General features: G+C 71.9%; 17 protein-coding genes. 14 read left to right on the top strand and 3 right to left on the bottom strand.

Annotation, left to right across the window (positions count from 1 at the left end; genetic code table 11):
- The first annotated feature begins 5 nt into the window (after window positions 1-5).
- The 5 genes from tsf to ABD205_RS11650 all read left to right on the top strand — a co-directional run bounded on the left by tsf (window position 6) and on the right by ABD205_RS11650 (window position 3,752).
- Window positions 6-815, top strand: a complete 810-nt coding sequence (gene tsf / locus ABD205_RS11670; RefSeq protein ID WP_344044994.1) for a translation elongation factor Ts — start codon at window positions 6-8, stop codon at window positions 813-815.
- Between the two features lie 228 nt (window positions 816-1,043).
- Window positions 1,044-1,757 (top strand): UMP kinase, encoded by a 714-nt coding sequence (gene pyrH, locus ABD205_RS11665; RefSeq protein WP_344044993.1) that lies wholly within the window; start codon window positions 1,044-1,046, stop codon window positions 1,755-1,757.
- Between the two features lie 41 nt (window positions 1,758-1,798).
- Entirely contained in the window at window positions 1,799-2,353 is a 555-nt protein-coding gene (gene frr / locus ABD205_RS11660) for a ribosome recycling factor (protein WP_344045873.1), read from the top strand.
- Window positions 2,354-2,387: 34 nt separating this feature from the next.
- Window positions 2,388-3,293: a phosphatidate cytidylyltransferase gene (locus ABD205_RS11655; protein ID WP_344044992.1), complete on the top strand. Its 906-nt coding sequence runs from the start codon at window positions 2,388-2,390 to the stop codon at window positions 3,291-3,293.
- A 96-nt stretch (window positions 3,294-3,389) separates the two neighbouring features.
- Entirely contained in the window at window positions 3,390-3,752 is a 363-nt protein-coding gene (locus ABD205_RS11650) for a hypothetical protein (RefSeq protein ID WP_344044991.1), read from the top strand.
- A 7-nt stretch (window positions 3,753-3,759) separates the two neighbouring features.
- Here the strand turns inward: ABD205_RS11650 and ABD205_RS11645 are convergent, their stop codons facing one another.
- The gene (locus ABD205_RS11645; protein WP_344044990.1) at window positions 3,760-4,476 is read right to left on the bottom strand and encodes a type 1 periplasmic-binding domain-containing protein; all 717 of its coding nucleotides are present in this window, start codon (window positions 4,474-4,476) and stop codon (window positions 3,760-3,762) included.
- 141 nt (window positions 4,477-4,617) lie between these two features.
- On the opposite strand from ABD205_RS11645, the gene ABD205_RS11640 reads away from it, so the two are divergent.
- The 4 genes from ABD205_RS11640 to ABD205_RS11625 all read left to right on the top strand — a co-directional run bounded on the left by ABD205_RS11640 (window position 4,618) and on the right by ABD205_RS11625 (window position 10,090).
- Window positions 4,618-5,835 carry a HupE/UreJ family protein gene (locus ABD205_RS11640; RefSeq protein WP_344044989.1) on the top strand — a complete coding sequence of 406 codons (1,218 nt, stop codon included), beginning with the start codon at window positions 4,618-4,620 and terminating at the stop codon, window positions 5,833-5,835.
- A 116-nt stretch (window positions 5,836-5,951) separates the two neighbouring features.
- Window positions 5,952-7,829 carry a purple acid phosphatase family protein gene (locus ABD205_RS11635; RefSeq protein ID WP_344044988.1) on the top strand — a complete coding sequence of 626 codons (1,878 nt, stop codon included), beginning with the start codon at window positions 5,952-5,954 and terminating at the stop codon, window positions 7,827-7,829.
- A 123-nt stretch (window positions 7,830-7,952) separates the two neighbouring features.
- Window positions 7,953-9,074 (top strand): dual-specificity RNA methyltransferase RlmN, encoded by a 1,122-nt coding sequence (rlmN, locus tag ABD205_RS11630; protein WP_344044987.1) that lies wholly within the window; start codon window positions 7,953-7,955, stop codon window positions 9,072-9,074.
- 20 nt (window positions 9,075-9,094) lie between these two features.
- The gene (locus ABD205_RS11625) at window positions 9,095-10,090 is read left to right on the top strand and encodes a DUF2332 domain-containing protein (protein ID WP_344044986.1); all 996 of its coding nucleotides are present in this window, start codon (window positions 9,095-9,097) and stop codon (window positions 10,088-10,090) included.
- Here ABD205_RS11625 and ABD205_RS11620 read toward each other — a convergent pair.
- A complete protein-coding gene (locus tag ABD205_RS11620) occupies window positions 10,077-10,484 on the bottom strand; it encodes a hypothetical protein (RefSeq protein ID WP_344044984.1) in 408 nt (135 codons plus the stop codon). The genes ABD205_RS11625 and ABD205_RS11620 overlap by 14 nt on opposite strands.
- The gene (locus ABD205_RS11615) at window positions 10,481-12,619 is read right to left on the bottom strand and encodes a CDP-alcohol phosphatidyltransferase family protein (protein ID WP_344044983.1); all 2,139 of its coding nucleotides are present in this window, start codon (window positions 12,617-12,619) and stop codon (window positions 10,481-10,483) included. Before ABD205_RS11615 ends, ABD205_RS11620 begins: the two co-directional genes overlap by 4 nt.
- A 92-nt stretch (window positions 12,620-12,711) precedes the next feature.
- Here ABD205_RS11615 and ABD205_RS11610 point away from each other — a divergent pair, with 92 nt between their 5' ends.
- Genes ABD205_RS11610 through ABD205_RS11590 form a run of 5 tightly spaced genes read left to right on the top strand, consistent with a single transcriptional unit; the run spans window position 12,712 to window position 16,769 of the window.
- Window positions 12,712-13,719, top strand: coding sequence for a zinc-dependent alcohol dehydrogenase (locus tag ABD205_RS11610; protein ID WP_344044982.1), 1,008 nt, complete (start codon window positions 12,712-12,714; stop codon window positions 13,717-13,719).
- Between the two features lie 3 nt (window positions 13,720-13,722).
- Window positions 13,723-14,112: a 6-pyruvoyl trahydropterin synthase family protein gene (locus ABD205_RS11605; RefSeq protein ID WP_344045871.1), complete on the top strand. Its 390-nt coding sequence runs from the start codon at window positions 13,723-13,725 to the stop codon at window positions 14,110-14,112.
- Window positions 14,109-15,146 carry a glycosyltransferase family 4 protein gene (locus tag ABD205_RS11600; protein ID WP_344044981.1) on the top strand — a complete coding sequence of 346 codons (1,038 nt, stop codon included), beginning with the start codon at window positions 14,109-14,111 and terminating at the stop codon, window positions 15,144-15,146. Before ABD205_RS11605 ends, ABD205_RS11600 begins: the two co-directional genes overlap by 4 nt.
- Window positions 15,143-16,060, top strand: a complete 918-nt coding sequence (locus ABD205_RS11595) for a lysylphosphatidylglycerol synthase transmembrane domain-containing protein (protein ID WP_344044980.1) — start codon at window positions 15,143-15,145, stop codon at window positions 16,058-16,060. Before ABD205_RS11600 ends, ABD205_RS11595 begins: the two co-directional genes overlap by 4 nt.
- Window positions 16,053-16,769 (top strand): RibD family protein, encoded by a 717-nt coding sequence (locus tag ABD205_RS11590; RefSeq protein WP_344044979.1) that lies wholly within the window; start codon window positions 16,053-16,055, stop codon window positions 16,767-16,769. Before ABD205_RS11595 ends, ABD205_RS11590 begins: the two co-directional genes overlap by 8 nt.
- The last annotated feature ends 2 nt before the right edge of the window (window positions 16,770-16,771 follow it).

The following is a 16,771-nucleotide window of genomic DNA, read 5'->3' as shown; positions in this document are numbered from 1 at the left end:
GACACATGGCTTACACCGCAGCCGACGTCAAGAAGCTCCGTGAGCTGACGCAGGCCGGCATGATGGACTGCAAGAAGGCGCTCGACGAGACCGACGGCGACTTCGACAAGGCCGTCGAGCTGCTCCGCGTCAAGGGTGCGGCCAAGGCCGCCGCCCGTGCCGCCGAGCGCGAGACGTCCGCCGGTCTGGTCGCGACCTCGGGCAACGCACTCGTCAGCCTGCTGGCCGAGACCGACTTCGTCGCCAAGAACGAGGCGTTCGTCAAGGCCGCGCAGCAGATCGCCGAGGCCGCCGACGCCCACAAGGCCGGCGACGCCGAGGCGCTCAAGGCCGTCTCGCTCGGCGACCAGACCGTCGGCGAGGTCGTCGACGAGCTCGCCCGCACCATCGGCGAGAAGATCGAGCTCGGCCAGGTGGCGTACTTCGACGGCAACACGACCGTCTACCTGCACAAGAAGGCGTCCGACCTGCCCCCGACCCTCGGCGTCCTCGTCGAGTTCGAGGGTGACGAGGCCGCTGCGAAGCAGGCCGCCCAGCAGGCGGCCGCGCTCAAGGCGCAGTACCTCACCAGCAGCGAGGTCCCCGCGGACGTCGTCGAGGCTGAGAAGGACGTCCTCACCAAGAAGACGCTCGAGGAGGGCAAGCCCGAGGCTGCCGTCGCCAAGATCGTCGAGGGTCGCATCAACGCCTTCTTCAAGGAGATCGTGCTCCTCGACCAGGAGTCGGTCTTCGAGGCCAAGAAGTCGGTCAAGCAGGTGCTCGACGCGGCGAACACGTCGGTTTCGCGTTTCGCCCGCTTCGAGGTCGGCGCCTGATCTGACGACTCCTGGCACGCACCCGGCGGCGTTGTCGGCCCTCGGCGGCCGCTTCGCTCCAAGGCGGCCTTCGGGCCTCCGCCTTGCCGGGCGCGCACCATGAGCCCTCAGATGATGGAATAGGTTTCACCTGACGTACGAGGAGGCCGGTCCGATGACACATCAGCTGTTCATCGGGCCGGCCTTCTCGCCTGTCCAGCCAGACTCAGCCCACCGAAAGGTCACCGCGTGACGGCGTACAAGCGTGTTCTCCTCAAGCTCTCCGGCGAGGTCTTCGGCGGCGGGAAGGTCGGCGTCGACCCCGACGTCGTCCAAACGGTCGCCAAGGAGATCGCGGCTGTCGTCGAGGCGGGTGTGCAGGTCGCGGTCGTCACCGGCGGTGGCAACTTCTTCCGAGGCGCTGAGCTGCAGAACCGGGGCATGGACCGCGCCCGCGCCGACTACATGGGCATGCTCGGCATCGTCATGAACTGCCTGGCGCTGCAGGACTTCCTCGAGAAGCTCGGCGTCGACACGCGCGTCCAGACGGCCATCACGATGGGCCAGGTGGCCGAGCCGTACATCCCGCGCCGCGCGATCCGCCACCTCGAGAAGGGCCGGGTCGTCATCTTCGGTGCAGGGATGGGCCTGCCGTTCTTCTCGACCGACACGGTCGCCGTCCAGCGCGCGCTGGAGAGCAGGTGCGACGTCGTCCTGGTCGCCAAGAACGGCGTCGACGGCGTCTACTCCGCCGACCCGAAGAAGGACCCGACGGCGGTCAAGTACGACGCACTCACCTACGACGAGGCCATCGGCCAGGGCCTGCGGATCATGGACCAGACGGCGTTCGCGCTCTGCGGCGAGAACAAGCTGCCGATGGTCGTGTTCGGCATGAAGCCCGAGGGCAACATCCTGCGCGTCGTGCAGGGTGAGAAGATTGGCACCCTGGTCAGCGCCGGCTGAGGCCGCGCGACCAGCGAGATCTCAACGAAGGAGCACCGGTGATCAACGACACCCTCAACGAGGCCGACGACAAGATGAACAAGTCGGTCGACGCGACGCGCGAGGACTTCGCGACCCTGCGCGCCGGCCGGGTCACCCCCACGGTCTTCAGCAAGCTGACCGTTGAGTACTACGGCACGCCGACCCCGATCCAGCAGCTGGCCACGTTCACCAGCCCGGAGCCCCGCGTCATCGTGATCGCTCCCTTCGACATCTCGGCGATGCCGAACATCGAGAAGGCCATCCGTGACAGCGACCTCGGCGTGAACCCGTCCAGCGACGGCCGCGTCCTGCGTGCCGTGTTCCCGGAGCTGACCGAGGAGCGCCGCAAGGACTACATCAAGCAGGCGCGAGAGAAGGCCGAGGGCGGCCGCGTCGCCGTCCGCCAGGTCCGCCAGAAGGCGAAGCAGAACCTCGAGAAGCTCGAGAAGGACGGGGAGATCGGCAAGGACGACCTCACCGGTGCCGAGAAGCGGCTCGACGCGATGACCAAGAAGCACACCGACGCCATCGACGACCTGCTGAAGCACAAGGAGGCCGAGCTGCTCGAGGTCTGATCCTCGCGCATCCCGGACTCCGAGAGTGACCGACATGTCTGTGCCCGCCCCCGCCGCCGACCACCCCGAGGGCGGTCGGCCGAAGAACGGCGGGGCAAAGGACCACGGCCGGGCGGGACGAGACCTCAAGGCCGCGATCATCTCGGCCGTCGTCCTGCTCGCCGCGATCGCGCTCTCGCTGTTCATCTGGAAGACCCTGTTCATCCTGATCGTGGCGACAGCTGTCGTCGTCGCGGTCTGGGAGATGCGCAAGGGGCTGCTCGCCAAGGACATCGACCTGCCCGAGCAGCCACTGATGGTCGGCGGCGTGGTCATGGTGGTCGTGGCCTACTTCTGGGGCACGGACGCGCTCGTGACGGCGACAGCCGTCTCGGCGCTCGTCATCATGCTGTGGCTGTTGCGCCGCGGGGTGGACGGCTACGTCAAGACGGCGACCGGGTCGGTGTTCACGCTCGTCTACGTGCCGTTCCTGGGCTCCTTCGTCGCACTGATGCTGGCCGAGGGCGGCACCTGGCGCGAGACAGGCGTGGACGACGGCGTGAAGGGCATCATCACGTTCGTGCTGGTCACGATCGCCTCCGACATCGGCGGATACATCGCCGGCGTGCTGTTCGGCAGGCATCCGATGGCTCCCGTCATCTCGCCGAAGAAGTCCTGGGAGGGCTTCGCCGGCTCGGCCGTCTTCACGACCGTCACCGGTGTGCTCCTCGTCGTGTTCCTCCTCGACGGCGCCTGGTGGGTCGGCGTCGCGCTGGGTCTGATCGCGGTCGTCATGGCCACGCTCGGCGACCTCTGCGAGTCGGTGATGAAGCGCGACCTGGGCATCAAGGACATGAGCCACGTCATCCCCGGGCACGGTGGCCTGATGGATCGGCTCGACTCGCTCCTCGCCACGATCGCCCCGATCTGGCTCCTCCTGCACTACGCCGTCTTCAACTAGGCCCCCCGCGGGGCGCACCCGCGCGATATGTCCCGCGGTCGGACGTGAGGTGGCGTTATTGTCGAGTGACACATCCTCGATCGTGGGGAAGGACCGATGAGCCAACTGCGACCACAGACCGCTGACGGCGAGGTCGACGTGTCGGACGAGCGTCGGCCGAACTGGTGGCACCGCGACCACCCGATCTTCACGCCGCTGAGCGGCTTCTTCTCGGGCCTCGTCTTCATGCTGGTGGTGCCGGGCCTGTTCGGCGCCGTGCTCGAGACCTTCTTCTCCCAGCACACCGTGACCGACCTCTTCCCGTTCGTCCTCGTGGCCCTGGCAGTGCCGGTGGTGCTGGTGGCCCGCCGCCGGACGCGCCGTTTCGGCCTCTACTTCGTCCTCGGCATGGTCGCCACGGCCGCCGTGGTGCTGGGCGTGGCCGCACTCGTCGTCTGGCTGATGACCGCGACCGCGTGACGCCGCGTCACGGCACCCAGACGACGTAGCCGCTGTAGCCGCTCACGACCGCTGCCACGCCGGCGCTCACCGCCCGCGCGGCGCGCTCGGGGGTGAACGAGGAGGCGTCGTACGTCGTGGCCGTGCCGAGTCCCTCGCCGCGGTAGGAGGCTCCCTTCCAGTCCGCCGCGGTGACGTTGAAGGTCGGCTCGGCCAGCTCGGCGCCGACGATGAGGAACCTCTGCTGTGCCCAGCTCGCCGTGACGACGGCGAGCGGGTCGACCAGACCCTCGCCGGTGCTGACGACCAGGTCGGCGTGCTCGTCGATCGCGGACTGGATGGCCGGCACGTAGTTGAGCGGGTCGTCGGCGACGACGGTGGTCAGCGGCACGTGGGTCCGGGACGCCCAGGACCGCACGGCCGCGCTGAGCACCTTCGTCTGCGCGTCCTGGTCGGTGGTGAGCAGCACGACGCGGAAGTCCGACGGCACGGTGACGCCGTCCCAGGATCCCGGCGACGGCGTCATCGTCCCGCCCGGGGGAGGCGGCGCCGTGGGGGTGACGAACCCGGGGCCGAGGGTCCCGCTGCCGGGCAGCGGCTCGACGGGTCCGCCGTCGGCCCCGACGATCGCAGGGGAGGACGTCGGCGACGGGGAGCGGGACTCGTCGGCGGTGCTCGCGGAGCAGGCCGACGTGAGGGTCAGGACGGCGGCTGCGACGAGCCAGCCGGAAGCGCGGGGGAGCACGGGACGCCTCTCGAAGGACGGGACTTGCGGCGTCTGTCTACCTGACCGATTCGGCCCGTTCCATCCCGCTCGACGGGTTTACGGAGGTGTTCGCCGGTCCGACCCCGTTCGTTCACCTGTCGCCGAGACGCTCCGCCTGCCATGCGAAAGATCCCCGCGCTCGCCACACCCCTCGTCGTCCTGCCGCTCGCCGTCCTGCTCTGCATGCTGCTTCTCGCCCCGCGCGCCGAGGCGCACGGCTTCTCGTCGGTGGTGTACGCCGGGGCCACCGCCCCGTCGGTGGGCCACGTCCGCGTCGATCTGGCGCTCGAGTACGACCTGCTGCTCTACTCCGTCGCCGACGCCGAGCGCGACGACCCGCTGGTCAAGGAGGGGCAGCCGGCGTGGGACGCCGCTGACCTGCCGGGTCAGGCGAGCGCGCTCAACCACCACGCGCCCGCGGTGCTGGCGTACGTCGAGAAGCGGTTCCGCGTCAGCGCGGACGGCTCGCCCTGTACGCCGACCCCGGACGGCGCCTTCACCGTCGAGCTGCGCGATGTGCCTTACGCCCACGTCGTGCTCGACTACCGCTGCCCGGACGCGGCCCGTGCGCACGTCGTCACCAGCACGCTGTTCCGCGACGACGAGGGCTACGTGAGCGGCACGAAGACGATCGTGACCTACGACCTCGACTTCGTGGACGGCAGCGCCGCGCTCGACGGCTCGCACACGTCCTTCTCGACCCGGCAGTCCACCGCAGAGCGGTTCTGGGAGTTCTTCCGACTGGGCTGCGAGCACCTGCTCACCGGCCTCGACCACCTCCTCTTCCTCACCGCCCTCATCGCGGGCTCCCGCCGACTGCGCGAGATCGTGCTCGCGGCGACGACCTTCACCCTGGCTCACTCGGTGACGCTGCTGCTCGCGGCGCTCGGCGTCGTCACCGTGCCCTCGGGCCTGGTCGAGCCGGTCATCGCGCTGTCGATCGCATGCGTCGCCGGGTGGCACCTGCTGCGGCTGTGGCTGAGACGCGAGCACGCGATCGACCTCGACACCACGAGCACCAGCCACTTCGCGCTCGACCGGGCCGGCTGGGGCAGGCTCGCGGTGGTCTTCTGCTTCGGCCTGATCCACGGTCTCGGCTTCGCCGGCGCCCTCGGGATCCAGCAGGCGTGGTCCTGGACGCTGCTGTGGTCGCTGCTCGTCTTCAACCTCGGCATCGAGGCGGTGCAGCTCGGGCTGATCGTTGCCCTGTTCCCGCTGCTGGCCCTGCTGCGGCGCCGCAAGTCGGCGACCCCGAGCCTCGTCGTGACCGGCGGCATCGCGGCGGCCGTGACGGTCGTCGGGCTCGTGTGGTTCGTCCAGCGGCTCCCCGGAGTCTGAGCGTTCCATGAGTGGAGCCTGCGAGAACGTGCCACGTTCACCGGCCCGTCACCGGGTGCCGAAACGGTGAGCCGTCCTCACAAGTTCTTCGCACGGATCGAAAGGGAACCGCTTCGATGAAGCTGCTCAACACCCGCCGGCGCGCAGCTGCCGGCATCGCGACCGTCTCCTTGGCGGCCGCTGCGCTCACGGGCACCGTGATCGTGACGAGCGCCGACGGCGCCAGCCCCGCCACGTTCAGCGGCGTCGTGCTCGGCGTCGGCAGCGACGAGACCAGCCGCACGCTGGCCTGGTACTCCTCGACGAACCCGGCCAGCGAGACCGTCGAGGTGTCGAAGACCGCAGACTTCGCGACCAGGACGCCCTTCGCCGCCACGCTCGCGCCGAACGTCACCACCGACGCCGCGACCAGCACCGCGCTCACCAGCGCGAACGGCAAGGCCACGCTGACCGGCCTGGAGGCCGACACCAAGTACTACTACCGGATCGTCTCGGCGGACGGCGGCAAGTCGGCGTACTACAGCTTCAAGACCGGCACGTTCGGCGACGGCGACTACCAGTTCCTGTTCTTCGGCGACCCGCAGATCGGCTCCTCCGGCGACCCGGTGCTGGACGGCGACGGCTGGCAGTACACCCTCGACCAGACGAAGATCCACAGCCCGAGGGCGGAGCTGTACGTCTCCGGCGGCGACCAGGTGAACACCGCCAACAACGAGACCGAGTGGAGCCAGTTCCTGCGTCCGTCCGAGCTCCGTTCCGTCCCGTGGGCGGCGACGATCGGCAACCACGACGTCAGCGGCTACGCCTACGAGCAGCACTTCGCCCTCCCGAGCACCATCGACCGCAGCGACCCCCTCTACACGAACGCCGCGAAGAAGGGCCCGGCCGCCGACGCGGTCTCCGGCGGTGACTACTACTTCACCTACAAGGGCGTCCTCTTCATCGACCTCAACTCGAACGCCTACTCCGCGGCCAACAACTCCGACCCGGCCCACGTCGCGTTCGTGCAGAGCACCATCACCGCCCAGAAGGCGGCCGACCCCGACATCAAGCACGTCGTGCTCGTCTACCACCACTCGATCTACTCGCCGGCCGACCACGCGAACGACGCCGACAACGTCCAGCGCCGCGTCGACTTCACCAAGGCCTTCTCCGACCTCGGGGTCGGCCTGGTGCTCCAGGGCCACGACCACTCCTACTCGCGCTCCTACGCGATCAAGGGGTCGACCGCGGCTCCGAGCGGCGCCAAGGCCAACCCGGCCGAGCAGCCGGGCCAGACCACGGTCGTCGAGGGTCCCGGCGGAGTCATCTACGTGACCGCCAACTCGGCCTCGGGCTCGAAGTACTACGACCTGACCAACCCCGGCTTCAGCGCCGGCGGCGCGGCCATCGACCCGCAGGGCTACACCAAGGACCCGCTCGACCCGAACGCCGGTGACACCGCGACCGGTCCGCACGCCCGCCACTGGGCGAACTCGGTCGAGAACCAGGAGCACGTCCCGACGTACGTCGAGGTGACCGTCACCGACAAGGGCCTCACCGTCAAGAACATCCGCTCCGGCGACGGCGATAGCCCGAACGCGGCCGTCCAGCGCGGCAACGTGACCGGGATCGGCCCGAACCTCGCGGGCACGCCGGCGCCCATCGGCTCGCTCGTCGACCAGGTCCGGATCTACCGCAGCCAGGCCGACGTACCGGTCGTGAAGCCCCCGGCCAAGCCGCCGGTGCACCTCGTCGGCGCCGCTCCGAGGATCGGCGGCAAGGCCCGCGTCGGGAGGCGCCTGTTCGCCGAGGCCGGGCACTGGACCCCGGGCACGAGGCTCTCCTACCAGTGGCTGGCCAACGGCAGGCCGATCGCCGGCGCGACCGGCACCTCCCTCAAGCTGACCGGCAAGCTCGAGGGCAAGAAGGTGTCCGTCCGCGTGACCGGCACGCTCCAGGGCGCCACCCCGTCCTCGCTCGTCCGGACCAGCGGGGTCCGGAAGGTCAAGTGACGCACGCGCACCGCGCAGGCGGGCCCCGGAGCCGACGGCTCCGGGGCCCGTCCCGTCTCCGGCGGTGTTCGGCGCCCCGCGGACTAGGTACGCCGACCGCCCGGATGTGACACTGGAGGCCTGATGTCGGACCCGAAGCCCCTTCCCCTCGTCTTCAACGCTCCGCGCGGCCGTGCCAAGCCGCCGCGGCACCTCGCCGACCTCAGCCTGGCCGAGCGCCAGGAGGCGGCGAAGGAGGCCGGCCTCCCGGGCTTCCGGGCCAAGCAGCTGTCGGTGCACTACTTCGAGCGGCTCGTGCACGACCCGGCCGAGATGACCGATCTCCCGGCCGCGCAGCGCGACGAGATCGTCGGCACCTTCCTGCCCGACCTGATGACCCCGATCCGGACCCTCGAGGCTGACGCCGGCACGACGCGCAAGACACTGTGGAAGCTGTTCGACGGCGCGCTCGTCGAGTCGGTGCTGATGCGCTACACCGACCGGGCCACGATCTGCATCTCGTCGCAGGCCGGCTGCGGCATGGCCTGCCCGTTCTGCGCGACCGGCCAGGGTGGTCTGCAACGCAACATGTCGACCGCCGAGATCGTGCACCAGGTCGTCGTCGGCGCCCGCGCGATGGCGTCCGGCGACGTCGCCGGCGGACCGGGTCGGCTCTCGAACGTCGTGTTCATGGGCATGGGGGAGCCGCTCGCCAACTACAAGGCGGTCATCGGCGCCGTACGACGCCTGACGGATCCGGCGCCCGAGGGGCTCGGCCTCAGCGCCCGCCACGTGACCGTCTCGACGGTCGGCCTCGTGCCCCGCATCAAGCAGCTGGCGACGGAGGGCGTCCCGGTCACGCTCGCGCTGAGCCTGCACGCGCCCGACGACGAGCTGCGCAACGAGCTGGTGCCGATCAACACCCGCTTCAGCGTCGCCGAGACGGTCGAGGCCGCGTGGGAGTACGCCCGCACCACCAAGCGCCGGGTGTCGATCGAGTACGCCATGATGCGCGACATCAACGACCAGGCCTGGCGCGCCGACCTGCTCGCCGACGTGCTCAACTCCTACGGCGACTGGGGCTGGGTCCACGTCAACCTGATCCCGCTCAACCCGACGCCCGGCTCGAAGTGGACCGCGTCGGACCCGGCGGACGAGCGTGAGTTCGTGCGCCGGCTCGAGGCGAAGGGCATCTCGACCACCGTCCGCGACACCCGCGGCCGCGAGATCGACGGCGCCTGCGGGCAGCTGGCGGCCGCGGAGTAGCGCTTCGGCACAATGGCGGTGTGCTGCTCTTCGACGACATCGCCGCCGAGTACGTCGATTTCGCTGCGTACGCCGAGGGCGACTCGCCCACCTTCGCCGACTGGGCCCGCGCGGTCGCCGGCGACACGGAGGTGCTGGCCTGGCTGGGCGACCTGCCGGCGATCAAGCACCAACCGAACCTGGTCTTCGCCGCCGCCCGGCTCCACGGCGTCAGCGCTCCCGGTCCGTACGCCGGCCTCCGATCCGCGCTGCTGGAGGACACCGGACCGATACGGGAGACGATCCTGGCGCGCGCGACGCAGACCAACGAGGTGGGCCGGCTCGCGACGCTGACGCCGGCGTTCGCGGCCGTCGACGGGCCGCTGGCGCTGCTCGAGGTCGGCGCCTCCGCCGGACTCTGCCTCTACCCGGATCGCTGGAGCTACGAGTGGGAGTCCGACACCGGTGTCGTGCGCCTCGGTGCCGGACACACCCTCACGTGCAGGGTCAAGGGCGAGGCGCCGCTGCCGACGCAGCCTCCACAGGTGGCTTGGCGCGGTGGCATCGATCTCAACCCCCTCGACGTCACCGACGCGGACGACATGAGGTGGCTGGCCACGCTCGTGTGGCCGGAGCACGACGATCGGCGTGCGCGCCTGTCGCAGGCCATCGAGATCGCTCGCGCCGAGCCGCCGACGATCGCTCGCGGCGACCTGTTGGACGAGCTGCCGACGATGGTCGAACGGGCGTCGCAGTTCGGCACCGTCGTGGTGTTCCACTCCGCGGTGGTCGCCTACCTCGAGCCAGCCGACCGCGTCCGGTTCGAGGCGATGGTGCGTGGTCTCGTCTCGGACGGGAGGTGTCACTGGGTCAGCAACGAGGGCAAGCGCGTCATCGAGTCGATCACGGCGACCGGTCCGGCCATCCCCGCGGAGAAGCAGACCTTCGTCCTCGGCCTGGACGGGCAGGCGATCGCCCACACCCACGGTCACGGGCGCTCCATGCGCTGGCTCGACGGTGGCGCTACCGAGGCTTGAGCCCCGCCGTGCGCTGTCCCGTCCCGCCGACACGCCCGAGCCGGTCCAGGTAGCCCTCCTGCCGCAGCCCCAGCAGGCCGAGCGCGATCGCGGCCAGCTCCACGGCCAGGGCCAGCCAGGCGTACCAGCTCCACCCCGTCTGGATGCCGAAGAGGCCCACCGTCAGCGAGATGAAGAAGGCCACGATCGTCGCGGCTCCGAAGCCCGCGGTGAGGAACAGCGGCTCCCAATCGCGCCAGGCGAGGAGGAGGACGGCGATGACGACGCCGGCGACCACGTTCAGCACGAAGAGCTTGCCGACGGTCCCCTGGTCCTTGACGCCGTCGAACCAGAGGTAGAGGTGGACGGCCGCGGAGACCAGCACGGCCAGCGCGGCGAGTGTTCGGATCTTCATGGTGTGCTCCCTTTCAGAGCGGGTCCGCTGTACGCGGCGAAGAATCGGTCGCGGAACGTGTCCATGCGCCACACGGGCGCGTCCGGTGAGGGGTGCAGCCCCGGCTGCCAGCGCCAGTCGGCGATCGACGCGAGCACGGCGGGGTCGTGGGCGATGACACTGATCGGGACGTCGTGGCCGGGGTGGGTGCCGGTCACGTAGCTGTGCGGCTGGTGGTCGCCGAGCACGACGAGCACGAGGTTGGGGTCGTGCCGCTGGACGATCCAGGAGACGAGCGACTGCCAGGTGTACTCGACCGACTTCCCGTAGGCGGCGCGGACCTGGTCGGGGTTGCGGAAGACCGAGTCGGGCGAGCCGCCGACCGCCGGGATCCGGTCGTAGATCGATCCGTCGCCGACGGCCGACCAGGGGACCAGCTGCGGGAGGGGCGTCCACGGGTGGTGGCTGGACACGAGGTCGACCTCGGCCATCACGGGTCGGCGTGCGCCGGGGGTGAGCTCGTTGCGTCCCAGCGCCGCCAGCGTGAACTGGTCGGGCATGGTCGCGTAGCTGAACCGTCGCCCGCGGTAGCCGACGTTGCGCGCGTCGTAGAGCTTGTCGAAGCCGTAGAAGCGGCTGCCGTCGGCCCAGTCCTTGGTCACCGCCGGCACGTCGAACACCGTGCGCCACCCGGCCTCACGGAATGCCGAGCTGAGGGTGGCGTGCTGGGAGGTGATCAGCTGGTCGTAGCGCTGCTGGCTGTCGACCCAGAGCCCCGACTGCAGGGTCGAGTGGGCGAGCCAGCTCGCGGCGCCGAACGTGGGCGAGGTGAGGAACGCGCTGCGCGCGCCGTAGCCGGCCGCCTGGAGCTGGGCCGTGCCGTGGTCGAGGACGGCGTCGACGCCGGGGGAGTACGACGTCCCCTGGACCGCCACCCGCCCGTAGCTCTCCACGAAGACCAGCAGCACGTCCTTCCCGCGCAGCCGGCCGAGCAGCCCGGCGGGCAGCTGCTCGTCGACAGCGATCCGCTCCGCGAAGGCCTTGCGGTCGGCGATGTCGGTGCCGATGGTCCGGAACTGGCTGACGGCCAGCTCGGAGGTCTGCACGGAGGCGACGCCCCCGCCCGCCGCGGCGGCGAACGCTCCGACGGTCGCGAGCGCGGCGACGAAGGAGACGCTGACCCGGCGGTGCCGCGCCGCGGCCGACGCGGCCCGGGCGACCGCGCCGGTCAGCACGACGAGCAGCACGACGAGCAGCAGCACGACGCCGACGACCAGGCCGACCGCCGCCGGCGTGCCGCTCGAGTCGCGCACGACGCCGATCGCCGGCGCGAGGTAGTAGGAGTCGTTGAGCAGGTCGAAGCGCCGGTCGAGCACCGCCGTGAAGCCGAGGTCGAGCGCCCGCACGAGCACCAGCAGGGTGAGCACGACGCCGGCGACGACGCTCAGCGGCCGGCGTACGGACCGCGGCAGGACGACGGCGAGCGCCACCAGCACCAGCAGCTCCACCGGCAGCCGGACGAACGCCGCGGGGGAGACGTCGACGATCCGGTCGGGCGCGACGAGCGCCAGCCACACCAGCGCGAACGCCGCCACGGTGACCGCGGCCGACGGCCGGCCCCGCGCCTCGGCGGGCCGCAGCCGCCACAGCTGGCGCACCTGGTGGGCGAACGACTCGACGAGGAGGGCCAACGCGACCGCCAGCGCGACCAGGGCCGCCTCTCGCGGCAGGACGCCCGCCGCGACGACCGTGAGCACGATGCCCTGCACGGCCGCGACGACCTTCGCCCAGTAGCGGTGCGGTGTCGTGCCGCGCAGCCACGGCCAGCACCAGCCGGCGACGAGCAGCAGGTAGCGCGCGAGCCCGATGAGCAGGACCCACGGGGTGACGGTGGCAGCGACGTACACGCTCAGCACCAGCACCAGGAACGCGTCGACCTCCATGTCGTAGCGCGCGCCGAACCGCGTGACCACGGTGCGGCGGGCGACCTCGCCGTCGACCGCGTCCAGCACCAGCGCGACGGTCGCCACCGTCACCATCAGCCCGATCCGTGCCGGTGCGACGAAGGAGCGCACGACGAGCAGCGCGACGAAGCACGCCAGCAGGAGCCGCGTCGTGGTCACCGCGTCGGCCGGTCGGATCTGAACCCTCGGCATGGGACCTCCGTGTAGTGGGGTACGACAGGGGTACGAGGCACCCAGGCTTCTGGTTCAGTCTGGACGCAGCCGGCCCCGGAAGGACGGTTCGCATGACGGTGACGACGGCACGTGCCTTCGTCGTCGCGCGTCCCGGCGTCGGCGAGATCCGCGAGGTCGCGCTGCCGGACCCCGGGCCCGACGACGTGCTGGTCCGCACGCTGCACAGCGGGATCAGCCGCGGCACCGAGACGCTCGTCTTCCGCGGCGAGGTGCCCGAGGACCAGCGCGAGCGGATGCGGGCGCCCTTCCAGACGGGTGACCTGCCCGGCGCGGTCGCCTACGGATACCTCAACGTCGGCCTCGTGGAGGCCGGCCCCGACGAGCTGCTCGGACGCACGGTCTTCTGCCTGCACCCGCACCAGACGGCGTACGTCGTGCCGGCCGGCGCGGTCGTGCCGGTCCCCGAGGGCGTGCCGGCGCAGCGCGCGGTCCTCGCGGGGACGGTGGAGACGGCCGTGAACGCCCTCTGGGACGCTGCGCCGCTCGTGGGCGACCGCGTCGCCGTCGTCGGCGCGGGCATGGTCGGCTGCTGCGTGGCGCGCCTGCTCTCGCGGATCCCCGGGGCGCAGGTGACGCTCGTGGACGTCGACAAGGAGCGGGCGGTGACGGCTGCGGCGCTGGGCGTCGGCTTCGCGACACCGGATGAGGCGCTCGACCCCGCCGGCGGCGAGCGGGACCTGGTCGTGCACACGAGCGCGACCGGCGAGGGTCTGCAGCTCGCGGTCGAGCTGCTCGCCGACGAGGGCACCGTGCTCGAGCTGAGCTGGTACGGCGACCGCCCGGTCGAGCTCGCGCTCGGCGGCGCCTTCCACTCCCGTCGGCTGCGGATCGTCGCCAGCCAGGTCGGCACGGTCGCGCCGGCCCGTCGCTCCCGCCGCAGCACCACCGACCGGCTCGCGCTCGCCCTCGCCCTGCTGCGCGACGACGCGTTCGAGGCACTGCTGAGCGGCCGCTCGCCGTTCGAGGAGCTGCCGGACGTCATGGCGCGGCTCGCCGCCGGGCAGGCCGCGCTGTGCCACACCATCGACTACCCCCATGCCGATCACACGGAGGGCTGAGCCATCTACACCGTCACCGTCCGCGACCGGATCATGGTCGCCCACAGCTTCACCGGCGAGGAGTTCGGCCCGGCGCAGCGCCTGCACGGGGCGACGTACGTCGTCGAGGCGGCGTTCCGCGGCGGCGCGCTCGACGGCTCGGGGGTGCTCGTCGACATCGGGCGGGCCGCGGCCGAGCTGCGGGCCGTGCTCGCCGACCTCGACTACCGCAACCTCGACGAGTCGGCCGCGTTCGCAGGCCGCAACAGCACCACCGAGGTCGTCGCCGAGGTGGTCGGCGACGCCCTCGCCGGTCGGGTCCGGGCCGGCGCACTGGGCTCGGGCGTCGAGGCTATCGCCGTCACGCTGCGCGAGTCCGACATCGCGTGGGTCACCTACGAGACCGCGCCATGATGTCGCTGCACCTGGTCGTGCCCGACGGGATCGACGATCCCGCCCGGGCGAGCGGCGGCAACGTCTACGACGGTCGACTTCGCGACGGGCTCACCGGGCTGGGCTGGGAGGTCGTCGAGCACGCGGTGAGCGGGCCGTGGCCGTGGCCCGACGCAGCGGCGACGGCTGCGCTGTCGGCGGCTCTCGACGCGGTCCCGGACGGCGCGCTCGTCCTCGTGGACGGCCTGGTCGCCTCCGCCTCGCCGGCAGTGCTCGTCCCGGCCGCGCGACGTCTTGCGCTGGGCGTCCTGGTCCACCTTCCGCTCGGGGTCGACGTCCCGGCGGCACGTGCCGCTGAGCGCGAGGTGCTGCTGGCCGCCCGGACGGTCGTGGCGACCAGCGCCTGGACGCGCGAGTGGCTCAGGCACCACTACGTGCTCGCGACGGTGCACGCGGCCCCGCCGGGTGTCGACCGGGCGCCCGTCGCGGCGGGCTCGGGCACCGGAGGGGCGCTCCTCGGGGTCGGCCGTGCGTCCCGCGCCAAGGGGTACGACGTCCTGGCCGCCGCCCTCGAGATGCTCGACGACCTGCCGTGGAGCTGCACGTGGGTCGGGCGGGTCGACGAGGTCGACCCGGTCACCGCCGGCCGGGGCCGGATCGACCTGGCCGGTCCGCTGGCGCCCGGGCTCCTCGCCGAGCGCTACGACGCCGCCGACCTGCTGGTGCTGCCCTCGCGCGGTGAGACCTACGGCATGGTGGTCACCGAGGCCCTCGCCCGCGGCGTGCCGGTGCTCGCCTCCGACGTGGGCGGCGTCCGCGAGGCCCTCGGGCAGACCTCCGACGGTCAGCTGCCCGGTCTGCTCGTCGCGCCGGGCGACCCGCGGGCCCTGGCGGCGGGACTGCGGCTGTGGCTGACCGACGCCGACTTCCGGGCGACGCTGCGCGTGTCGGCCCTCGACCGCCGTACGGACCTGGCGGGGTGGGACACCACGGTGGCCCGGGTGCTGGAGGCGCTGCCGACGCCGACGCCCACGTTGAGAGGGGCGCGGCCGTGAGCGGCCGGGCCTGGCTGCGGCCGGCGCTCGGCATGGTGATCGTCGCGGCGCTCATGGCGCGGTTCGGCGCCGACCCGATCGTGCGCGGGCTGCGGGCGGCGGACGGTGCCCTGGTCGCGCTCGCCCTCGTGCTGACCGCTGCGGCGACCGCGTGCTGCGCCTGGCGCTGGCGGGCCGTGGCGAACGCGCTGGAGGCCGGGATCGGCTTCGGACCGGCGTACCTGTCCTGCTACGGCGCACAGTTCCTCAACGCCACGCTGCCCGCGGGAGTGCTGGGCGACGTCCATCGGGCCGTCGAGCACGGGCGGCAGGCCGACCGAGCGGGCAGCGCCGTCCGCAGCGTCGTGTGGGAGCGGACCCTCGGGCTGGTGGTGCAGGCGGTCGTCACGCTCGCGGTCGTCGCGCTCGTGCCGAGCGGGCTGCGTCAGGTCGCGGTGGTGGTCGGGATCGGTGCCCTGCTCCTCACCGCCCTGGTCGTGCGCTGGGTCCGTCCGGTCACCGCCGACCTGCGTGTCATCCTCGGTCGCCCGCGGGCCGCCGTCACCGTGGTGCTCGCCTCGCTCGGAGTCGCGGCGTGCCACACCGCCGTCCTGCTCGCCGCCATGGCCGCGACGGGCGTCGACCTGCCCGCAGCGCAGACCGTCGCCCTGGCCCTCGCGGTGCTGCTCGGCTCGACGGTGCCGGCGAGCATCGCCGGCTGGGGGCCGCGGGAAGGGACGGCGGCCTGGGCGTTCGTCGCCGTCGGGCTGCCCGCCTCGGACGGCCTCGCCGTCTCGGTCGCGTACGGCGTCGCCGCGCTCGTCGCGACGCTTCCGGGCGCGCTCGCCCTGCTGCTCGGGCGCGCGGTCGCCGCACGGCATGCGGTCGGCGCACGGAGCGCTATCCCCGCACACCAGGAGGCGTCGCTTGGCTGAGCTTCCCTACATCCTGCTGAGCTGCTGCGTCTCGCTGGACGGCTGCCTCGACGACGCGACCGACTGCCGGCTCGTCCTCTCCAACGACGCCGACCTCGACCGCGTCGACGCCGTCCGTGCGGGCTGCGACGCGATCCTGGTGGGCGCCGGGACCGTCCGCTCCGACGACCCGCGGCTGCTCGTGCGTGACGCCGACCGCCGTGCCGTGCGGGGGAGTCGTGGGCTGCCGGAGACTCCGCTCAAGGTCACCGTCACCGAGCGCGGCAAGCTGGACCCCGATGCCAGGTTCTTCACCGCCGGGGACGGGCCGAAGCTGGTCTACTGCGCCACGGCCTGCGTCGAGGACGTGCGCGCGGCGGTCGGGGGGCGGGCCACGGTCGTGGACGCCGGAGCGTCGGTCGGGATGAGGGGTGTCGCCGAGGACCTCCACAGGCGGGGAGTCCGACGGCTGCTGGTCGAGGGCGGGGCGAGCGTGCTCACCCAGTGTCTCGAGGAGGGCATCGCCGACGAGCTCCAGCTGGCGGTCGCACCCCTGCTGGTGGGCGACCCGCAGGCGCCGCGCCTGCTCGGCCCGTCGGCCACGGACGGCCTCCCGGGCGATCGCGCGCGCCTGGCGGGCGTACGTCAGGTCGGGGACGTGGTGGTGCTGCGCTACGCCCTGTCGGGGCGATTCGCGGAGCGGGTCTCGGAGCGGTTCGAGGAGGAGTAGCG

The sequence above is a fragment of the Nocardioides panacihumi genome, from assembly GCF_039530925.1.
Classification (GTDB): Bacteria; Actinomycetota; Actinomycetes; order Propionibacteriales; family Nocardioidaceae; genus Nocardioides; species Nocardioides panacihumi.
The sequence above is the reverse complement of the archived record's forward strand: the minus strand, read 5'-3'. Positions and strand labels throughout refer to the sequence as shown.